12 protein-coding genes are annotated in these 18,693 nt (G+C 66.9%); 7 read left to right on the top strand and 5 right to left on the bottom strand.

Annotated features, from left to right (window positions below):
* Nucleotides 1-141 precede the first annotated feature (141 nt).
* Nucleotides 142-825: an alpha/beta hydrolase gene (locus AB3K92_RS13550; RefSeq protein ID WP_060275106.1), complete on the top strand. Its 684-nt coding sequence runs from the start codon at nt 142-144 to the stop codon at nt 823-825.
* 50 nt (nt 826-875) lie between these two features.
* On the opposite strand, the gene AB3K92_RS13545 is transcribed toward AB3K92_RS13550, so the two are convergent.
* Together AB3K92_RS13545 and AB3K92_RS13540 are read right to left on the bottom strand one after the other, a co-directional pair.
* Complete coding sequence (locus AB3K92_RS13545; protein ID WP_060230504.1) at nt 876-2,387, bottom strand: amino acid permease; 1,512 nt, start codon at nt 2,385-2,387, stop codon at nt 876-878.
* Between the two features lie 106 nt (nt 2,388-2,493).
* Nucleotides 2,494-3,900, bottom strand: coding sequence for an aspartate ammonia-lyase (locus tag AB3K92_RS13540; RefSeq protein WP_021161379.1), 1,407 nt, complete (start codon nt 3,898-3,900; stop codon nt 2,494-2,496).
* Between the two features lie 141 nt (nt 3,901-4,041).
* Between AB3K92_RS13540 and AB3K92_RS13535 the strand changes: the two genes are divergently transcribed.
* A complete protein-coding gene (locus AB3K92_RS13535) occupies nt 4,042-5,016 on the top strand; it encodes a LysR family transcriptional regulator (protein ID WP_027791264.1) in 975 nt (324 codons plus the stop codon).
* A 101-nt stretch (nt 5,017-5,117) separates the two neighbouring features.
* Here the strand turns inward: AB3K92_RS13535 and AB3K92_RS13530 are convergent, their stop codons facing one another.
* Nucleotides 5,118-6,182, bottom strand: a complete 1,065-nt coding sequence (locus AB3K92_RS13530; RefSeq protein WP_369465247.1) for an asparaginase — start codon at nt 6,180-6,182, stop codon at nt 5,118-5,120.
* Nucleotides 6,183-6,504: 322 nt separating this feature from the next.
* On the opposite strand from AB3K92_RS13530, the gene AB3K92_RS13525 reads away from it, so the two are divergent.
* Nucleotides 6,505-8,745 (top strand): TonB-dependent receptor, encoded by a 2,241-nt coding sequence (locus AB3K92_RS13525; protein ID WP_369465246.1) that lies wholly within the window; start codon nt 6,505-6,507, stop codon nt 8,743-8,745.
* 45 nt (nt 8,746-8,790) lie between these two features.
* Here the strand turns inward: AB3K92_RS13525 and phnY are convergent, their stop codons facing one another.
* Together phnY and AB3K92_RS13515 are read right to left on the bottom strand one after the other, a co-directional pair.
* Nucleotides 8,791-10,245, bottom strand: a complete 1,455-nt coding sequence (phnY, locus tag AB3K92_RS13520) for a phosphonoacetaldehyde dehydrogenase (RefSeq protein ID WP_226281446.1) — start codon at nt 10,243-10,245, stop codon at nt 8,791-8,793.
* Nucleotides 10,246-10,303: 58 nt separating this feature from the next.
* Nucleotides 10,304-10,645: a GNAT family N-acetyltransferase gene (locus tag AB3K92_RS13515; protein WP_021157646.1), complete on the bottom strand. Its 342-nt coding sequence runs from the start codon at nt 10,643-10,645 to the stop codon at nt 10,304-10,306.
* A 269-nt stretch (nt 10,646-10,914) separates the two neighbouring features.
* Between AB3K92_RS13515 and AB3K92_RS13510 the strand changes: the two genes are divergently transcribed.
* The 4 genes from AB3K92_RS13510 to xsc all read left to right on the top strand — a co-directional run bounded on the left by AB3K92_RS13510 (nt 10,915) and on the right by xsc (nt 18,624).
* Entirely contained in the window at nt 10,915-12,441 is a 1,527-nt protein-coding gene (locus AB3K92_RS13510; protein ID WP_059649018.1) for a PLP-dependent aminotransferase family protein, read from the top strand.
* Nucleotides 12,442-12,950: 509 nt separating this feature from the next.
* Complete coding sequence (locus tag AB3K92_RS13505) at nt 12,951-15,845, top strand: GH92 family glycosyl hydrolase (RefSeq protein ID WP_369465245.1); 2,895 nt, start codon at nt 12,951-12,953, stop codon at nt 15,843-15,845.
* A 401-nt stretch (nt 15,846-16,246) separates the two neighbouring features.
* Nucleotides 16,247-16,645 carry a nuclear transport factor 2 family protein gene (locus AB3K92_RS13500; protein ID WP_021157640.1) on the top strand — a complete coding sequence of 133 codons (399 nt, stop codon included), beginning with the start codon at nt 16,247-16,249 and terminating at the stop codon, nt 16,643-16,645.
* Between the two features lie 161 nt (nt 16,646-16,806).
* The gene (gene xsc, locus AB3K92_RS13495; RefSeq protein ID WP_059494990.1) at nt 16,807-18,624 is read left to right on the top strand and encodes a sulfoacetaldehyde acetyltransferase; all 1,818 of its coding nucleotides are present in this window, start codon (nt 16,807-16,809) and stop codon (nt 18,622-18,624) included.
* Nucleotides 18,625-18,693: the final 69 nt, after the last annotated feature.

Raw genomic sequence — 18,693 nt, 5'->3', positions numbered from 1 at the left:
GGCGGCATCGCCTGCGCGTGAGCGACAGGCTCGATGCACCGAATTCATTCCCATCAGGAAACAATCAATCGCTCGCCGACGATTCACCCGCCCGCCCGTACGCTCTAGACTGTCGCATCGTTCCCCTTCCGGATTCACGCAATGACCGACGTCCTGCCGCTGACCACCGATCCCGAGTCGGGCCTCCAATACCGACTGCGCCCGGCCGCCGGCCGCCCCGTTGCCCGCCTGTTGCTGCTGCATGGCGTCGGCGGCAACGAAACCAACCTGCTGAACCTGGCCGGCATCATCGATCCTCGGATCGAGATCGCGTTCCTGCGCGCCCCGCTCACGTTCGGGCCCGGCCAGCATGCATGGTTTCCGGTGCGCTTCGGCCCGAACGGCCCCGAAATCGACGCGGCCCGCGCGAATGAAAGCCGCATTCAGCTGATCACGCTGCTGCGTGCCTTCCGCGCCCGCGACGGCGCGAATTCCGCATTGCCGACCGTGATCGCCGGCTTCAGCCAGGGCGGCATCATGAGCGCGGGCGTCGGCCTCACGTCGCCGGACGATGTCGCCGCCTTCGCGGTGCTGTGCGGGCGCATCCTGCCCGAAATCGATCCGCTGATCGCGCCGCGCGATGCGCTTCGCCCGCTCCATGCGCTGATCGTGCACGGCCGCTTCGACGACAAGCTGCCCGTCGCGTGGGCCGACACCGCCGACGCGAAACTCACGTCGCTCGGTGTCGCGCACGATACGCGGCTGTACGACGCCGGTCACGAACTGACCGAGGAAATGGCCGGCGACTTCAGCCGATGGGTCGGTGAACGCGCCGGCTTGAACTGACTGCGCCGGTACACCGGCCGCGAACGGACCGGCGCGCGCGGCGAGTACCGTCAGGCACCCTGTACCGGATCGGCGACGGCGCTCGTGGCCACGGACGTACGCGCATTCGCCGCCTGCTCTCGCGCCGCACCGCGCTTCGCCAGCTTCCAGCCCACCACGAGTGCGAGCACGACGACCGGAATCATCGCGATGGTCCACGTGCCGCCCGGATAGTCGAACGCCATCAGCACCAGCACGCCGACGAGGAAGGCCAGCGTGAGCCACGACGTGAACGGCGCGCCGGGCATCCGGAACGACACCGCCTTCAACTCGCCGCGATCGACCGCGCGGCGGAACAGGATCTGGCACATGACGATGAAGCCCCAGGTCGTGATGATCCCGAGCGACGCCATGTTCAGCACGATCTCGAACGCCTGCGCCGGCACGATGTAGTTCAACGGCACACCGATCGCATTGATCGCGACCGTTATCAGGATCCCGCCGTACGGCACGCCCCGTGCGTTCATCCGCGACACGAAGCGCGGCGCCGATCCGCCCATCGCCAGCGAGCGCAGCACGCGCCCGGTCGAATAGAGGCCGGAGTTCAGGCTCGACAGCGCGGCGGTCAGCACCACGACGTTCATCACGGTGCCGACGTACGGCACGCCGAGCTTGCTGAAGAACGTCACGAACGGGCTTTCGTGCGAGCTGTATGCCGTCCACGGCAGCAGCATCGTCAACAGCACGACGGAGCCGACATAGAACAGCGCAATGCGCCACATCACGCTGTTGATCGCCTTCGGCAGCACCTTGCGCGCATCGGCGGTCTCGCCCGCCGCGACGCCGACGAGCTCGATGCTCGCGTACGCGAACACGACGCCCTGCACGATCAGCACCGCCGGCAGGAGGCCATGCGGAAAGATCCCGCCGTGATCCGCGACCAGGTGAAGCCCCGGCATCTGCCCGGCAACCGGATGGCCGCTCGCGAGAAACACCGCGCCGACCGCGAGGAACACCGCGAGCGTCCCCACCTTGACGAGCGAGAACCAGAACTCCATCTCGCCGAACACCTTCACGCCGATCATGTTCATCACCGACACGATCCCGAGCGCACCGAGCGCGAACACCCACTGCGGCACGTCCGTGAACACGGCCCAGTACTTCATGTAGATCGCGACCGCCGTGATGTCGACGATGCCGGTCGTCGCCCAGTTCAGGTAGTACATCCAGCCCGCGACGAACGATGCGCGCTCGCCCATGAACTCCCGCGCGTACGACACGAAGCTGCCGCTGGTCGGCCGGTGCATCACGAGCTCGCCGAGCGCGCGCATGATCAGGAAGGCGAACACGCCGCAGACGAGATACACGAGCGCGAGCGCGGGCCCCGCGCTCTGCAGGCGTCCACCCGCACCGAGAAAGAGGCCGGTGCCGATCGCACCGCCCATCGCGATCATCTGCACGTGCCGCGGCTTCAACTGCTTCGCGTAACCGGCCTCGTGCGACGCGAACATCGCGTCGGGATCGGCATGACGGGAATCCGCGCCGCCGGCCGGACCGGCCGGGCGCTCGCTGCTGTGGTTCATCGTGAGTCTCCGTAGTTTCTTGATGTGTCGCGCCCCGCTCGGGGGCGCTGATGAAATGGCGGCCCGCCGGGCGCTCGATGCGCGAGCCGGCGGCCTTCAGCCGGCGTCAAAGCACGCGCGGCCGGATCAGCGCTTCGGGCCGAAGCGCTTCGTCTACCTGTGCATCGGTCATCCACTCGCGCTCGAGTACGACCTCGCGAATCGACTTGCCGGTTGCGTGCGCTTCGGCTGCGACGGCGGTCGCGCGCTTGTAGCCGATGTACGGATTCAGCGCGGTCGCGAGTGCGACCGAGCGCTCCATCGTTTCGCGCAGCCGCTCGGGGTTCGCGGTGATCCCGCTCACGCAGCGCTGCGCCAGCGTCGTGCAGGCAGCCGTCAGGTGGCTGAAGCTGCGGAACAGCGCGCTGGCGATCACCGGCTCGAACGCGTTGAGCTGAAGCTGCCCGGCCTCGGCGGCGAAGGTCACGGTCAGGTCGTTGCCGAACACCTCGAACGCAACCTGGTTGACGACTTCCGGGATCACCGGATTCACCTTGCCGGGCATGATCGACGAGCCGGCCTGCACCGGCGGCAGGTTGATCTCGCCGAACCCCGCGCGCGGGCCGCTCGACAGCAGCCGCAGGTCGTTGCAGATCTTCGACAGCTTCACGGCGATCCGCTTGAGCACGCCCGAGACCTGCACGAACGCGCCGCAATCCTGGGTCGCCTCGATCAGGTTCGGCGCGGTGCTCAGGTCGAGCCCGGTAATGCGCCGCAGCGCCGCCAGCGCCTTCTCCGCGTATTGCGGATGCGCGGTGATGCCCGTGCCGATCGCGGTCGCGCCGAGGTTGATCTCGCGAATCAGCCAGCCGGCTTCCTGCAGGCGTGCAATGTCTTCCGTCAGCATCACCGCGTAGGTCGAGAATTCCTGGCCGAGCGTCATCGGCACCGCGTCCTGCAATTGCGTGCGGCCGAGCTTCAGCAGGCCGGCGAACGCGTCGGCCCGCTCCGCGAACGCATCGCGCAGGCGCGCCATCGCTTCGAGCAGGTGCTCGAGCGCGAAGCAGGTCGCGACGCGGATCGCGGTCGGATAGACGTCGTTGGTGCTCTGCGCGAGATTGACGTGTTCGTTCGGATGCAGGTATTCGTACTGCCCGCGCGCGTGCCCCATGAGTTCGAGCGCGCGGTTGCAGATCACCTCGTTCGCGTTCATGTTGGTCGACGTGCCGGCCCCGCCCTGGATCACGTCGACGACGAACTGGTCGTGCAGTCGCCCTTCGCGAATCTCGACGCACGCGGCGGCGATCGCATCGCGGTACGGCCGCGGCAGCAGCCCGAGCTCGCAGTTCGCGTCGGCCGCGGCCTCCTTCACGGCGGCGAGCGCCATCACGAGGTACGGCAGCGACGCGATGGTGCGGCCCGAAATGTCGAAGTTCTCTTTCGCGCGCAGCGTATGGACGCCGTAATACGCGTCGTCCGGAATACTTCGTTTGCCTAAAAGATCCGCTTCGACGCGGAAGCCGTTTTCTGTCATCGTGCCCTCCTGGATGTCTCGTACCGCTCGCCGTTCGCCGCTTCCCGACGCGACGGGTTCGCATTCTATGCCTTTGCAAAAACAAGCTCGCTTATGTATTATCGAAAGCGGTTTTGCGTGGGACGCAACAGCGAGAATCGAATGAAAAAAGGCGCGAGAGAAACCGGCATCGATCACATGGGCGCGATGCGCGCGTTCGTGAGAGTGGTCGAAACAGGGAGTTTTTCGGCGGTCGCGAAGGAGATGCACGTGTCGACGTCGACGGTCGCGCGCAAGGTCACGGCGATCGAGGAGGCACTCGGCGTCGCGCTGCTGCACCGCTCGACGCACAGCGTCACGCTGACCGAGGCCGGCCATATCTACCTGGAACGCGCCGTCACGCTGATCGCCGATCTCGACGACACGCTGCGTGTCGTCGCCGAGCTGAATGCGCAGCCGAGCGGCCCGCTGAAGCTCACCGCGCCGGTTGCGTTCGGCCGCCGCCATCTCGCCCCGCTGGTCGCGCCGTTTCTCGCGCGCTACCCGACGATCCAGCTCGACGTGCGGCTCACCGACAACCACAACGACCTCGTGGCCGGCGGCTTCGACCTCGACATTCACGAAGGCGAGAACTACCTGGACAACCTCGTCGTCCACCGCCTGTCGCGCAACGACAGCATCCTGTGCGCGACGCCCGGCTATCTCGACCGCTGCGGGCGCCCGTCCACGCCGGACGATCTCAAGCAACACAACTGCCTGCGCTACGTGCACCCCGAAGGCGATCCGCGCTGGGAGCTCGTGAACGGCGACGCGCATCACAGCCTGCTGCCGGCCGGCAACCTCGTCACCGACCATTCGGAGCTGCTGCTCGAAGCGACCTGCGCGGGGCTCGGCATCGCGGAGTTCGAGATCTGGCTGGTGCGCGACCTGCTCGCGAGCGGGCGGCTCGAAGCCGTGCTGCCGCGCTACCGGCTGCTGAACCGGCTGACGGGCGAATACATCTACATCGCGTATCTGGCGAACCGGCGCAGCTCGGCGAAGCTGCGCGTCCTGAAGGACTTTCTCGCGGAACACCTCGCGCACATCGGCGAGCTGTCGGCGCTGGAGCTGGGGAAGATTCGCGGCGCGCGCACGTAGCACCTGCGCCCGCGTTCATGCCCGCGCCGGCCGGCAGGCATGTGCCCGCCGCCGCGCCCGGCCCGGGGTGCGGGCCGGCGGCAGTGGCGCATCCGCGCCGGTCAGGCCGGCTGCAATTCGAACGGGAACGTGGCGTGCCCGATCTCGACGCCCTGCGTGTTGCGCATCGGCGGCCGATGGAAAGCGGCCAGTTGCGCGCGCTGCGCGGCCGTGCCGATCTGCAGCCGCTCGAGGAGTTCGCTGACGACCATGTAGAGCACGTCGAGATTGCCGTCCTCGATCTTCACCGAGATGCCGAGCGCGCCATCGGCGCCCAGCTGCCGCGTGCGCGCCGACGCACGCACGCCGATCCCGTAGCACGCATCGGCGCCGAGCTTGCCGACCACCTGCCCGTCGAACGCTTTCATCAGCACCGTGCAATAGCGCCCGTCGCCGGCCACCAGTTCCGGATACGCGGTCATCGCACGATGAATGCGCGCCAGCGCGCGCACGCGATCGCTGATTGCGTCACCGCCCGCCTCCACCGTATCCGCCCCGTCGGCCAGCGATGCGTACAGGCGCGCCAGCCGGTCCAGCGGAAACGCCGGCGTCGGCAGGTTGCACCCGTCGATCGCCCAGCCCACTTCGTCGTCGCGCAGCCCGCACGCATCGGCCATCACCTGTTTCACGCGCACCTGCATCGGATGCTCGGGCAGATGGTAATCGGCGATCGCGGCGCCGATCGCCTGCGCGCCGGCCAGCATCCCGACATGCTTGCCCGAACAGTTGCTGCATACGCCGGTCGGCGTGTAGTCGCGCTTGATCCACGCACGGTACACCGCGTCGGACAACGGCGGATGGCCGCCGCAACGCAAGTCCGATTCCTGCGCGGCGACTTTTGCGAGCATCGCGCGCGTGCGTTCGATATGCCGGTCCTCGCTGCTGTGCGACGCGCACATCAGCGCGATGTCCGCATCGTCGAAGCCGAAGCGCTCGGGCGCACCCGTCTCGATCACCGACAGCGCCTGGGCCGGCTTCGCCGCCGAACGCGCGAGCGTCATCCGGAACGGATTGCCGAACCGGGCCAGCAGCCTGCCGCGTGCATCGACCACCGCCACATCGGCGACATGCGTGTTCTCGATCGCCTTGCCGCGGTACGTGACGACTGCTGCGCGTTGGGTGTCCATCGTATGTTGTCTCCATGCTCGGGGCCTGCTTGCCGGGGCCCATCCAACCGGTACGGCAGTGTAGCGAGTCGCCGCGCCACGCGCCGGCCCGGCCATGGAAAGCGGTGTTGCATATGACGCAAAGGCGATCGCGCCCCCACGAAGACCTGACCGAATTAGTACAAAAACCATTCAATCGTTTACAGAATTGGTACCAATCCGTACAATTGCGATCGCAAACGCGAATCATACGCATTTACATTGACGTTTTCCGATGTTCCGCACTGCCCGGCCTGCATCGAGAAGACGCGCCCGCTCACCGAACCTTCTGCTGCCTCTCGATATGCCCGCCCAGTTCAAGACGAGGCCTCGCGCCCTCGTGTCGGCGCTGACCTGCTCCGTTTTCCTGACCCCGCTGCTCGCTTCCGCCGAAACGGCACCCTCTCCCGCGCCCGCCGCCGACCAGCCGGCCCCGTCCGCCGACGTGCAGGCGACGCTGCCGACGATCACGATCCAGTCGTCCGCGCCGTCGGACATGCAGGTGAAGCAATCGCCGTCGTACAAGTTCACCGCGCCGCTGCTCGATACGCCGCGCTCGGTCACGGTGATCCCCGAGCAACTGATCAAGGAAAAGAACGTCACGTCGTTCGCGGACGCGCTGCGCTCGGTACCGGGCATCACGTTCCTCGGCGGCGATGCGGCCGCGAACCCGTCGGCCGACCGCCCGGTGATCCGCGGCTTCGAATCGCGCAACTCGATCTTCGTCGACGGGATGCGCGACTCGGGGCTGCAGAACCGCGAAACGTTCGCGGTCGAGCAGATCAGCGTGATCAAGGGCCCCGATTCGGTCTACGCGGGCCGCGGCTCGGTGGGCGGTAGCATCGACATCGTCACGAAGACACCCAAGAACGACGACTTCATCAACAGCAGCATCGGCTTCGGCACCGACGGCTACAAGCGCGCGACGGTCGACGCGAACCGCAAGATCAACGACACGACGGCCGTGCGCCTGAACGTGATGGGTCACGACGCGAACCAGGCCGGCCGCAACGACGTGTACAACAAGCGCTGGGGTGTCGCGCCGTCGATCGTGTTCGGGCTGAACACGCCGACCACGGTCACGGTCAGCTATTACCACATGAACTCGTACGACATGCCGGACTTCAGCGTGCCGTTCCGCGCGTCGGGCGGCACGCCGGTGCCGACCGATCGCGGGCAGTTCTTCGGGTTGAACACGCGCGACTACCGCTACGGGCAGACCGACACCGCCGAAGTGCGCGTCGAGCACAAGCTCAGCGACGACTGGAAGCTGAAGAACACGACGATGTTCGGCCGCTCGACGCTCGATTACGTCGCGACGAACCCGCAGATCCTCGCGTCGAACCCGAACATGCTGAGCCTGCAGGCAAAGAGCGGCAAGTACGCGCTCAACGGCGTCTCGAACCAGACCGAGGTGACCGGCAGCGCGAGCCTGTTCGGCATGAAGCACACGATGACGGCCGGCGTCGAGTTCAGCCATGAACAGGCGCGCTACGAAGGCTACCTCGTGTCGGATGCGGCCGGCCACAACATCCGCTCGGGCGGCCCGTGCTCGGTGGCCGGCAACTGCACGCCGCTCGCGGGCGGCTGGAACCCGAACATGCCGTGGACCGGCAGCATCGTGCTGAACGGCGACAAGGGCTTCCCCGGCGCGACGACGAACACGCGCACCGACACCGTGTCGGCGTACATCTTCGATACCGTGAAGCTGTCCGAGCGCTGGCAGTTCAACACGGGGCTGCGCTTCGACCGCTACGACACGACCGGCAAGCAGGCCGGCGTCGCCGACCTGTCGAACACGTCGAACCTGTTCAGCTACCAGTTCGGCCTCGTGTTCAAGCCGGTGAGCAACGTGAGCCTGTATGCGTCGTACGGCACGTCGTCGAACCCGCCGGGGTCGAACGGCGGCCTCGGCGGCGGCACCGACCAGATCACCGCGACGAACCAGGACCTCGCGCCGGAGCGCTCGCGCAACATCGAGATCGGCGCGAAGTGGGACGTGCTGCGGGATCAACTGTCGCTGACGTCGGCGCTGTTCCAGACCGAGAAGACCAACGCGCGCGTGAGCGACGGCCTCGGTCACACGGTCAACGCGGGCAAGCAGCGCGTGCGCGGTTTCGAATTCGGCTTCGCGGGCAACATGACGCCGAAGTGGCATGTGTTCGGCGGCTACTCATACCTGAACGCGATCACGACCGACGCGGGCCCCGGCAGCCCGGGCGCATCGGGCCTGCCGATGGTGATGGTGCCGAAGCACAACTTCACGCTGTGGACGAGCTACGACGTGATGCCGAAGCTCACGCTCGGCGCCGGTGCGACGGTGATGAGCCAGACCTATGCGTCGGTATCCGCGACGACGAAGAAATGGACGCCCGGCTACGCGCGCTTCGACGCGGCCGCCACCTGGCGCGTGAACAAGACGATGGACGTCCAGCTGAACGTGCAGAACCTGTTCGACAAGAAGTATTACGCGAGCGCGTACCCGATCTACGCGACCTGGGCGCCGGGCCGCTCGGCGATGGTCACGCTCAACTTCTATCAGTAACGCGGTTGGCGGCGGGAGGGCGTGGTACGCCCCTCCTCGCCGCGCTCACCACGGCAGCGAATACGTCTTCACGTTCGTGAAGCTCTTCATCGCTTCCTGCACGCCTTCCTTGTACCCCAGCCCCGAATCCTTCACGCCGCCGAACGGCGTCAGCTCGAGCCGGTAGCCCGGCACTTCGCGCACGTTCACGCTGCCGACTTCCAGCTCGGTGATGAAACGCGTGATGTGGTCGAAGCGGTTCGTGCACACCGAAGACGACAGCGCATAGTCGGTGCTGTTCGACATCCTGATCGCTTCGTCAATGTCGCGGAAACGCATGATCGGCGACACGGGCCCGAAGGTTTCATATTTCACGAGCGGCATGTCGGGCGTCACGCGATCGATCACCGTCGGCGAATACAGCGCGCCGTCGCGCACGTTGCCGACCAGCAGGCGCGCCCCGCGCGCGATCGCGTCGTTCACCTGTTGCTCGCAGAACTTCGCGGCCGCTTCGTCGATCACCGTGCCCATGTCCACCGACGGATCGGCCGGATTGCCGTACGACCACGCGCGCGTTTTTTCGACGACCAGCTCGGTGAAGCGATCGGCCACCGACTCGTGCACGAGCATCCGCTTGATCGCGGTGCAGCGCTGCCCCGAGTTCTTGTACGAACCCGACACCGCGAGCGTGCTCGCTTCGTCGAGATCGGCGTCTTCCATCACGATGATCGGATCGTTGCCGCCGAGTTCGAGCACCGCGCGCCGGTAGCCCATCCGCGCCGCGATCGACTTGCCGATCGACACGCCGCCCGTGAACGTGATGAGGTCGATCGCCGGGTTCGTGATCAGCTCGTCGGCGATCTCCTTCGGGTCGCCGGTGAGTACCTGCAGCATCTGCGGCGGCAGGCCGGCTTCGTACAGGATGTCCGCGAACAGGTAGCACGACAGCGGCACCTTCTCGGACGGCTTCACGACGATCCGGTTGTTGGTCGCGATCGACGGCACGATCTTGTGCGCGACCTGGTTCATCGGGTGGTTGAACGGCGTGATCGCCGAAATCACGCCGAGCAGCGGATCGCGCTGCGTGTACACGCGGCGCTTCTTGCCGTGCGGGGTCAGGTCGCACGAGAAGATCTGCCCGTCGTCCTTCAGCACTTCACCGGCGCCGAACGTCAGCACGTCGGCCACGCGGCCCGCCTCGTATGTCGAATCCTTGATGCACAACCCGGCCTCGGCGGTGATCAGCGCCGCGATCTCTGCCGTGCGCGCACGCACGATGTCGGCCGCGCGCCGCAGGATCGCCGCGCGATCGTGGCGCGTGAGCGTCGGCCGGTAGGCACGCGCGGCCGCGAACGCGCGCCGCACGTCGTCGAGTGTCGCCTTCGGCACGGTGCCGACCAGCGCGCCGTCGTACGGGTTGCGCACTTCGATCACCGCGTCGCGCCACACGCGCTGCCCATCGATGCGCAACGCTTCGTGCCGCACGTCGGATGCGGGAATCGGCTTCAGAACCGTGCTCATGTCGTCTCCGTTGTCGTGATGCGTGATCGTGGCCACGCCAGCGGGTGCCCGGCGCGCACTAGCGCACCACGACCAGCCCTTCGTATTCGAGGCAGCGGCACAACGTCGCCCATGCCGGCGAGTCGGGCCACTCACGCGCGCCGGTATCGATACGGATCGGCCGTCCGAATTCGCGCGATGCACACGCCAGCAGCGTGTGCGCGATGCCGCTGCGTCGATAGGCGGGTTCCACGTACAGACGCGCAAGCGATGGCGATCGCGCGGCACCGCCGCCGTCGTCGTCGATGCCGAGCTCGCCGATCGCCTCGTCGTCGCGATACGCGACCGCCGTCGCGCGCGTGTCGTCGAACACGATGCGGATCACGCGCTCGCAGCGATCCCTGAACACGACGACGTGCATGGCCTCCTCCCTTCGCATCACGATGCGGGCGAACGCGATGCGCGCACGCCCTCCCGCGCCCGCGTACCGGGGAGTTATCCGGATCGTCCAGGGGCGACGAGTTGAGTATCGTCTTGCCACGTCGGCGCGCAGTAGTGCCAGACGGCACCTTTCATTGAGTCCACATCCGCGGCGCGACGCGCGTATTCTCGCGAAACCGCGCCTCTCGCGGGCCGCGCGCACCCCACGCGCACCGCCTCGCGTTTCCCGTACCGATCACAGGAGGAAGCATGCCGAGTCGTACCCCGACCGCCCTATGGGCCCAGCAGTTCCGGCGGTCGTCGGCGTCGAGCCTGCAGGACCAGATCCGGCGGATGCTCGTGGCCGCGATCCTCGACGGCCAGCTCGCCCCCGATGCCGCGCTGCCGTCGAGCCGCGAGCTCGCCGACCAGCTCGGCGTCGCGCGCAACACCGTCGTGCTCGCGTACCAGATGCTCGTCGAGGAGGGCTACCTGATCTCGCGCGAACGCAGCGGGCACTTCGTGAACCCGAAGATGCTCGAGGGCGTGCCCGGCTTCGCGGCGGCCAAATCCGGCGAGAAACCGGACGGCAACGACGACACGCCGGGCCGCCCCGCATGGGAAAAGCGTATCGCGCATCCGCCGTCGAGGCAGCGCAACATCGTGAAGCCAGCGAACTGGCAGCACTACGAATTCCCGTTCATCTACGGACAATTCGACCAGTCGCTGTTTCCGACCAACGACTGGCGCGAATGCTGCCTGAAGGCGCTGTCGGTGATGGAGATCCGCAACTGGGCGCCCGACCTCATCGAGCGCGACGACGAATCGCTGATCCAGCAGATCCGCACGCGCGTGCTGCCGCGGCGCGGCGTGTTCGCGATGCCCGACGAGATCGTCGTCACGAACGGGTGCCAGCAGGCGCTGTACCTGATCGCGGACCTGCTGTGCGGCAAGCACACGACGGTCGGCTTCGAGAATCCCGGTTATCCCGACGCGCGCAACATCTTCGAGAACCGCAACGCGCGGCTGCTGCCGCTGCCCGTCGACGGCCACGGGATCGCGCCCGATGCGCTCGCCGATACGCTGGCGCGCTGCGACTACGTGTACGTGACGCCGAGCCACCAGTGCCCGACCACCGCGACGATGCCGGTCGAACGCCGCCGCGCGCTGCTCGACTGCGCGCGGCAGCACGATTTCGTGATCATCGAGGACGACTACGAGAGCGAGAACACGTTCTCCGGCACGCCGCATCCGGCCTTGAAGAGCCTCGACACGGCCGACCGCGTGATCTACGTCGGCAGCCTGTCGAAGACGTTCGCGCCGGGGCTGCGGCTCGGCTACGTGGTCGGACCGCGCGAGCTGATCCGCGAGTTGCGCGCGCTGCGGCGGCTGATGGTGCGCCATCCGGTCGCGTATATCCAGCGTGCGTTCGCGACCTTTCTCGCGCTCGGTCATCACGACGCGCTGCTGCGCCGGCTCGCGCATGCGTACAGCGAACGCTCGCAGGCGCTGATGGCCGCGCTCGACGCGCATCTGCCGGAAGCGCGTCATGTGCGTGTGACGGGCGGTGCGTCGTGCTGGGTCGAGGGGCCGCCGTGGCTCGATGCCACGCGCCTCGCGACCGACGCGCAGGCGGCCGGCATCCTCATCGAGCCGGGGAACGTGTTCTTCATGGACGATACGGGCGACGCGCGACGCTGCTTCCGGATGGGGTTCTCCGCGATTCCGCTCGAACGGATCGAGCCGGGCGTGCGGGCGCTGGCGCAGTGCGTGCGGGCGCAGAAGCCGGGCGCCTGACCGGATGCGGAGAGGCGTCGTGCCACCGATGCATGACCGCCCTCGCTCCTCGTGCACAATCACGCATCCGGAAACGATCGCGACTTTCGTTGCGCGGCAAGCATGTCGCCGGTGTCGCGCGCGTCGCTCCCGTGCGACGCGCAGGTGCCGATCGTAACAATCGATCGGGTTGCGCTGCCGGGCGGCAGGCTGCCTTTCGGGTAGAGGTCGCGTTCACGTGCGCCGCACCGATCGGCACGTTGTTTCTCGCCTTGCCGTAGAACCCTGCATTCGCCACGCGCTCGCTGCATCCGTTGCACCTTCCGATACCGCGCCACCGCCTGCGCATCGTTTCCACTCGTTTAGTAAATCTAATAAAAACATTACAAATCCGTTATTCGGATTGACAGCGAATTCATGCGAATCCTAGTGTTACGACGCAACACGACAGCAACAACCCACAGCGATCCCGGGATTCGATCGTCGGGATCGTCAAGGCAAAAAGGCATCTCCGACTGGAGGGGACGATCATGAGTCGATTCACGACGCTCGCGGCGTTGCTGGCCGCGGCGTGCGCATTGAGCGGGTGCGGAGGCGGTGACGGCAGCGACGGAACGGCGGCGTCGATACTGGCCGCCCATCCGGCGGATTCGTCGGCCGGTACGGCCGACATGACCAACCTCGACGACAACCGCAGCCTGTCGTTGACGCAGTATGTCGACCCGCTGATCGGCACGCTCGCGAGCAATTCGCCGAACCCGGTGCCGGCGGGACAGGCCGGCAGCGTCGTGCCGGCCGCCGGGCTGCCGTCGGGCATGGTGCAATGGGCGCCCGACACCAACACCACGCCGGCGCCGAACGACAGCAAGGAACCGAACTCGCCGGCCGGTTATTACTACGACCTCCATTCGATCCAGGGTTTCAGCGTCACGCACATGCCGGGTGCCGGCTGCAGCGGCAACAACGGCGAATTCCCGGTCATGCCGACCACCGACGCAACGCAGCTCGTTCCGACCTTCAGTCATGCGAATGAAACGGCCTGGCCCGGCTACTACTCGGTCGTGCTCGATTCGCAGATCAAGGTGGAACTGACCGCCACCCTGCGCACCGGCTTCGGCAGGTTCACCTACCCGGCCGGCAAACCCGCGCTGCTGGTACTCGACGCGACGCGCACCAATACGAAGACCTCGACCACCGGCGCGATTACGCAGGTTTCCGGCAGCGCCCTCTCGGGCAGCACGATTGGCGGCGGCTTCTGCGGCAACTCGGTGCCGGTACCCGTCTACTTCTATGCCGCGTTCGACCAGGCGTTCACGTCGGCGTCGATCTCGCACGGCGTGGCGCAACTCGGCTTCCGTCCCGGCCAGGCGGTCCGGATGAAGATCGGCATTTCGTACGTCAGCGCCGCCAATGCAAAGGCCAACCTCGACGCGGAAAATCGCGGCTGGGATTTCGAAGGCGTGCGCACGCAGGCGGACCGAACCTGGAACGACCGCCTCAACGCGATCCGCGTGGCAGGCGGGACGCTCGACGCGAAGAAGAAGTTCTACACGGCGCTCTATCACGCGCTGTGGGCGCCCAGCATCTTCAGCGACGCGAACGGCCAGTACATCGGCTTCGACAATACCGTGCACCAGCTCGCCAAAGGCCAGAACGCGCAATATTCGTCGTTCTCGGGCTGGGACATCTACCGTTCGCTGATCCAGCTCAAGTCGATCCTCAACCCGTCCGAGACCAGCGACATGATCCAGTCGCTGGTCAACGACGCCGATCAGTGCGGCGCGATTCCGCACTGGGTCAACGACAACGTCGAGGACGGCGTGATGCCGGGCGATGCCGGTTCGCTGATCGTGTCGAGCGCCTACGCATTCGGCGCGCGGCGCTTCGATACGCGCGCCGCGCTGCAGCACATGGTGAAGATGGCGAACATCCCCGGCACCGCCTGCAACAACGTGACCACCAACGGCGGCCGCGCGAGCTACCTGCAGGGCGGCTATATCACCGGCGGCGAGTGGGGGCAGGCTTCGTCGACGCTCGAATACACGAGCAGCGACTTCGCGATCTCGCGCTTCGCCGGCGCACTCGGCGATACCGCCACGCAGCGCATGCTGCTGAGCCGCTCGGCCTACTGGCAAAACCTGCTCAACACCGCGCTGACGCCGCCGCTGATCGCGGCGCGGCAATCGAACGGCGCGTGGATACCCGAAACGCCGGGCAGCGGCGACAACTACGTGGAGGGCAATGCCGAACAGTACACGTGGATGGTGCCGTACAACGCGGCGGGTCTGTTCGCGCAGCTCGGCGGCAATACGGCCGTGACGTCGCGGCTCGACCAGTTCTTCACGGTGCTCAATGCCGGCCTGAGCCTGCCGAATTTCTACATGGGAAACGAGCCGACCTTCGAGGTGCCGTGGCTTTACAACTGGGCCGCGCAACCGTCGGGCACGCAGCGCGTGGTGCAGCAGATCATGGCCAGCGCGTTCGGCACCGGCCCCGACGGCCTGCCGGGCAACGACGACCTCGGCGCCGTGTCGGGCTGGTACGTGTGGGGCGCGCTGGGCCTGTACCCGCAGATCCCCGGCGTCGCGGGCCTGGCGATCGGCAGCCCGCAGTTCCCGCAGATCGACGTGCGGCTCGGCAACGGCCACACCTGGCGGATCCGTGCTGCAGGCGCGCCGGCCTCGAGCTACGTGCAGTCGCTGTCGATCGACGGTCGTGCCCACCCTGCCGCATGGGTCGCCTATGACGACATCGCCAACGGTGCGACGCTGCACTTCGCGATGGGCAGCGCACCGTCTCGATGGGGTGCCCAGGCGCAGCCGCCGTCGTTCGGCGTACCGGTGGCGCTCAACGCGACCGACAGCTACAACAACCGCGGCTTCAGCATGGACGGTGCGACCAATACCGACGGCCAGGGCGCGGACTTCGACGGCAGCCTGTTCAGTTACTCGGTCAATGCGCTCGGCGCGGCGGGCGTGCAGCCCGGCAAGCCGTTCGCGGTGGCCGGCGCCACCGTGACGGTGGCAGGCGCGCCGCTCTCGCTCGACAACACCGTGACCGTCGGCCAGACCGTGATGCTGCCGCCGGGATCGGCCGGCACCGGCGTCGTGGTGCTCGGTTCGTCCAACAACGGCCCGAGCAGCGGGATCGCGCAGCTGAACTTCGCGGACGGGTCGAGCCAGGCCGTCACCTTGGCCTTCGACGACTGGACCCTGAACGGCGGCAGCGCGAGCCCACGCTCGACGGTGGCCGTCACGATGGCCTATCGCAATGCCGGCAACGGCCAGCAGGACAACGTCAAGACCTACATCTTCGCGCAGAAGATTCCGGTGCCGCCCGGCAAGGTGGTGACGAGCATCGTGCTGCCGCGGCAGGTCAGCGCCGGCAAGATGCACGTGTTCGGTATCGGCATGACGGCGTCGTGATGCCTGCATGACCTCGGGGGTACGTCGCACGCAGCGATGTACCCCCGGCTCCTTCTGCCTGCCCGCGACGCGGTTTGAAAACCGCCGGAGCGACGCGGGCCCGGCCCCGATGCCGGTCGAATCCTTCTTCCGTCATTTCCCGGCACGCCCCGTCACCGACCTGATTCGCGACAACGTCATTCGCGCCATGCGACACGGCACGAAACCGGATCAAGCCACACATCCCGCCGGATCGGACACCCCGTGAACGGGCGACCCTTCCCTGCATCCGCCGCTGGCCCAACCGAATCCCCCGAACTGGCGCTACCGCCAAAAACGAGCGCTCACTAACGTGTCGATACCGCGTGCCGCATGCGCGCCAGCGCCTTGCGCACCGCCCACCATTCGACAGGAGACACGTTATGTCCGATACGCTCACCGCCCCCGCCACGGCCGCCACGCTCGCGGCGTTTTCCGACGCATTCAACCGGCATGACGCGAATGCGCTGATGGGCTTCATGACCGAGGACTGCGTATTCGACGCGGCCGGCGGCCCCGACATCCACGGCACGCGCTTCGTCGGCCGCGATGCCGTGCGCGCCGCGTTCGAAGCCGTGTTCAAGACCTTCCCCGACGCGCACTGGGGCCACGGCCGCCACTACGTGACCGGCGAGCGCGGCGTGTCCGAGTGGGTGTTCACCGGCACGCACGCCGAAGGCTGGCGCATCGAGGCCGAAGGCTGCGACCTGTTCGAATTCCGCGACGGGCTGATCGCCGTCAAGCGTGCGTTCCGCAAGGAACGGCCGAAGCAGCCGGCCTGAGCGCACCACTCGGGGGCCACCGCTCCCGCGCGCATTTTGAAACGAATCATTTCATTTCATTCCACATTTCCCCGCAGCAGATGGAATGACTTGACCGGTTTTTCCCGGCAAATAGCATCTGGAACAAGACGTTCCGTTAATTGAACAATCGGAGACAACCCATGAGCGAACAATCCACTTCCCTGCGTGCATCGGCCAGCGGTCCGCAGGACATGACGCCGTCCGAAGCCTTCGTCGAAACCCTCGCGGCCAACGGCGTGACCGACATGTTCGGCATCATGGGCTCCGCGTTCATGGACGCGATGGACATCTTCGCGCCCGCCGGCATCCGCCTGATCCCGGTCGTGCACGAACAGGGCGCGGGCCACATGGCCGACGGTTATGCGCGCGTGTCGGGCCGCCACGGCGTCGTGATCGGCCAGAACGGCCCCGGCATCAGCAATTGCGTGACGGCGATCGCGGCCGCGTACTGGGCACACAGCCCGGTCGTGATCGTCACGCCGGAAGCCGGCACGATGGGCATCGGCCTCGGCGGTTTCCAGGAAGCGAACCAGTTGCCGATGTTCCAGGAATTCACGAAGTACCAGGGCCACGTCACGCACCCGGCGCGGATGGCCGAATTCACCGCGCGCTGCTTCGACCGCGCGCAGGCCGAGATGGGCCCGACGCAACTGAACATCCCGCGCGACTACTTCTACGGCAAGGTCAAGGTCGAGATTCCGCAACCGCGCCGACTCGATCGCGGCGCCGGCGGCGAACAGAGCCTCGACGATGCGGCCGCGCTGATCGCGCAGGCGAAGTTCCCGGTGATCATTTCCGGCGGCGGGGTCGTGATGGCCGATGCGATCGACGAATGCAAGGCGCTCGCCGAACGGCTCGGCGCACCGGTCGTCAACAGCTACCTGCACAACGACTCGTTCCCGGCGAACCATCCGCTGTGGTGCGGCCCGCTCGGTTACCAGGGCTCGAAGGCCGCGATGAAACTGCTGTCGCGCGCGGACGTCGTGATCGCGCTCGGCTCGCGCCTCGGGCCGTTCGGCACGCTGCCGCAGCACGGGATGGACTACTGGCCGAAGGACGCGAAGATCATCCAGATCGACGCGGACCACAAGATGCTCGGCCTCGTGAAGAAGATCTCGGTCGGCATCTGCGGCGATGCGAAGGCGGCGGCCATCGCGCTCACGCAACGCCTCGAAGGCCGCACGCTCGCGTGTGACGGCTCGCGCGGCGATCGCGCCGACCAGATCGCGACCGAAAAGGCCGCGTGGGAAAAGGAACTCGACGACTGGACGCACGAGCGCGACGCGTACAGCCTCGACATGATCGAGGAGCAGAAGCACGAGAAGCCGTTCAGCGGCGGCCAGTACCTGCATCCGCGCCAGGTGCTGCGCGAGCTCGAGAAGGCGATGCCCGAGGACGTGATGGTGTCGACCGACATCGGCAACATCAACTCGGTCGCGAACAGCTACCTGCGCTTCAACAAGCCGCGCAGCTTCTTCGCGGCGATGAGCTGGGGCAACTGCGGTTATGCGTTCCCGACGATCATCGGCGCGAAGGTCGCCGCACCGCATCGTCCGGCCGTGTCGTATGCGGGCGACGGAGCGTGGGGCATGAGCCTGATGGAAACGATGACCTGCGTGCGCCACAACATCCCGGTCACGGCCGTCGTGTTCCACAACCGCCAGTGGGGCGCGGAGAAGAAGAACCAGGTCGACTTCTACAACCGCCGCTTCGTCGCGGGCGAACTCGACAACCAGAGCTTCGCGGCGATCGCGCGCGCGATGGGCGCCGAAGGGATCACGGTCGACCGCCTCGAGGACGTCGGCCCCGCGCTCAAGCGCGCGATCGACATGCAGATGAACGAAGGCAAGACCACGATCATCGAGATCATGTGCACGCGTGAACTCGGCGATCCGTTCCGCCGCGATGCGCTGTCGAAGCCGGTTCGCATGCTCGACAAATACAAGGACTACGTGTGAGCCCGCGTCGCTGACGCAACCGCTTCAGGCCACGCGCATCGCCGCGCGGCCTGAACCCGGCCGGACGCC

It is taken from the genome of Burkholderia sp. Bmkn7 (assembly GCF_041103175.1).
GTDB classification, from domain to species: Bacteria; Pseudomonadota; Gammaproteobacteria; order Burkholderiales; family Burkholderiaceae; genus Burkholderia; species Burkholderia cepacia.
The sequence above is the reverse complement of the archived record's forward strand: the minus strand, read 5'-3'. Positions and strand labels throughout refer to the sequence as shown.

Bases quoted from the DNA above. Each gene is read 5' to 3' on its own strand.
- AB3K92_RS13535 (WP_027791264.1), top strand. From the start codon at position 4,042: ATGAAAAAAGGCGCGAGAGAAACCGGCATCGATCACATGGGCGCGATG.
- AB3K92_RS13510 (WP_059649018.1), top strand. From the start codon at position 10,915: ATGCCGAGTCGTACCCCGACCGCCCTATGGGCCCAGCAGTTCCGGCGG.
- AB3K92_RS13530 (WP_369465247.1), bottom strand. From the start codon at position 6,182: ATGGACACCCAACGCGCAGCAGTCGTCACGTACCGCGGCAAGGCGATC.
- AB3K92_RS13525 (WP_369465246.1), top strand. From the start codon at position 6,505: ATGCCCGCCCAGTTCAAGACGAGGCCTCGCGCCCTCGTGTCGGCGCTG.
- AB3K92_RS13550 (WP_060275106.1), top strand. From the start codon at position 142: ATGACCGACGTCCTGCCGCTGACCACCGATCCCGAGTCGGGCCTCCAA.
- phnY (WP_226281446.1), bottom strand. From the start codon at position 10,245: ATGAGCACGGTTCTGAAGCCGATTCCCGCATCCGACGTGCGGCACGAA.
- AB3K92_RS13540 (WP_021161379.1), bottom strand. From the start codon at position 3,900: ATGACAGAAAACGGCTTCCGCGTCGAAGCGGATCTTTTAGGCAAACGA.
- AB3K92_RS13500 (WP_021157640.1), top strand. From the start codon at position 16,247: ATGTCCGATACGCTCACCGCCCCCGCCACGGCCGCCACGCTCGCGGCG.
- AB3K92_RS13505 (WP_369465245.1), top strand. From the start codon at position 12,951: ATGAGTCGATTCACGACGCTCGCGGCGTTGCTGGCCGCGGCGTGCGCA.
- xsc (WP_059494990.1), top strand. From the start codon at position 16,807: ATGAGCGAACAATCCACTTCCCTGCGTGCATCGGCCAGCGGTCCGCAG.
- AB3K92_RS13515 (WP_021157646.1), bottom strand. From the start codon at position 10,645: ATGCACGTCGTCGTGTTCAGGGATCGCTGCGAGCGCGTGATCCGCATC.
- AB3K92_RS13545 (WP_060230504.1), bottom strand. From the start codon at position 2,387: ATGAACCACAGCAGCGAGCGCCCGGCCGGTCCGGCCGGCGGCGCGGAT.